The organism is Microbacterium schleiferi, from assembly GCF_020781975.1.
GTDB lineage: Bacteria > Actinomycetota > Actinomycetes > Actinomycetales > Microbacteriaceae > Microbacterium.
On the sequence record NZ_JAJGNI010000026.1, the window covers coordinates 1 to 1,670 of the forward strand.

The following is a 1,670-nucleotide window of genomic DNA, read 5'->3' on the forward strand; positions in this document are numbered from 1 at the left end:
AGCCTCGATCCACCGATGAGCCGTGGGTGTGCCGGGGCGGCATGATCGGGGCGCGGTGACGCGTCGAGGGCAGGGTTGAGTTCCGGGCGTCGCATCCCGGTCGTCCACTTGGTCCTCGGTCGTGCCGCGTTGCGGCGATGGTCAGGTGGTCACCGTTGGCGGTGGCGCGTGCGTGGCTGTGAAGAGCCGGTCGAACGCGGTCTGCCATGGCCAGGCCTCGGGCAGGTGCAGCGTGATTCGGCGCGCGGAGCGCGCCAGCCGTGCGGGGACGTGGATCAGGGTGCGGCGGATCGTCGCGGTCGTTGCTCTCGCGAGCCGTCCCGCTCGGTCGGCGACGAGACCGGCAGCGCGGGTGAGGTTGAATGCGATCACGGCGATGACGAGCCAGGCGCTGTTCGCGGTGAACACCCCGGAGGGCAGGTGCGCGAGCGGCCCCGCTTTGAGGTCGGCGTGGACCTGCTCGATGATCGCGTGACCGCGGTGGGTCTTGTCCGCGGCCACCGTGTCCATCACCTCCTTCGCTGTGGTGGTGAAGAACGCGTGATGCCGGTAGACGTCGAACAGGGTCGGCTGCTCCACCTGTCTCGGGTTCAGATCGGGGATGCGCCGCACCACCAACCGTCCGGCGACCTGTTCCGCCTTCTTCCTCGAGCGGAACGCGGTGAACGGGACCTCGGCGACCTCGGCTTTGGAGATCAGCTGCCCGGTGGTCTCGTCACGGATCGCGTCGGTGTACTCGATCATCTCCCACGCATCATCCGGGATGGTCGCGATCGCGGCCTTCACCGCCGGGTCCATCCTCACGGTCACCGACACGTCGGCGCCCGCCTTGATCGCGGTGCCGACGGTCGCGTGTCCGTAGAACGCGGAGTCCGCCCGCAGCAACGGCCTGGCCCCGGTCGCGGCGCGGGTGCGGCGCAGGGTGGCGAGAGCATCGCCGACGATCCGCGCGGCCCCCTTCGGGGACCCGGTCTTCCCCTGCCGCAACCGCTGGGCCAGGATCACCGGCGCCGACGAGGTGGTCGATGCCGTGGCGAGGAGGGCGTTCAGCCCCCGGACGCCGGAGTACCCGAAACCGGCGCCCTGCTTCTGGTATCCGTGGACCTCGATGATGGTGTCGTCCAGATCCACCATCACCCGCTCGCCATCGCCTGCTCGGAGCAGCGGCGCGTCGACAGCGAGATTCGCGAACACCCGGGAGGCGACGGCGTCGAGCTGGCGGACGTGTCCGAACCGGAACTCCCGCAGGAACGACCCGAGCGTCGACGGCGCATACGTCCGGTCGAACAACCGGCCCATTCCGCCATGGCGGAGCAGGTTCATGTCGTCGATCGAGTCCGCCCCGGCGAGCATGCCCGCGACCAGTGCCATCACCTTCGCACCCGCGTTGGCGCCCTTATCCGTCGGGACGCTCAACCGCTCACGCGCGAGCTCGTCCAACCCCGCGGAACGCGCCAGGCGGAGCATCGGCACCAGCCCCGCGGCCGACACGAGATTCGGATCATCGAACACCGCAGACACTGCGGCGGGGGCGTGCTTGAATTGCATCTACGAGATGCCTCTCCGACCAGACGAACAGAACCCTAAGCAAGCTCTATTCTTCCTGATCAGAGGGGCATTTCTACGTCACGACGCTCGCTCAACGCCCCGTCCATCGGTGGATCGAGGCT

At 68.7% G+C, this 1,670-nt stretch carries 1 protein-coding gene; it reads right to left on the reverse strand.

Annotated features, from left to right (window positions below; all coding sequences use genetic code 11):
* Positions 1–141 precede the first annotated feature (141 nt).
* Entirely contained in the window at positions 142–1,548 is a 1,407-nt protein-coding gene (locus LL236_RS14710) for an IS1380 family transposase (protein ID WP_135950160.1), read from the reverse strand.
* Positions 1,549–1,670 lie beyond the last annotated feature (122 nt).

Excerpts from the sequence above, each read along its gene's own strand:
- LL236_RS14710 (WP_135950160.1), bottom strand. The coding sequence starts at position 1,548 with ATGCAATTCAAGCACGCCCCCGCCGCAGTGTCTGCGGTGTTCGATGAT.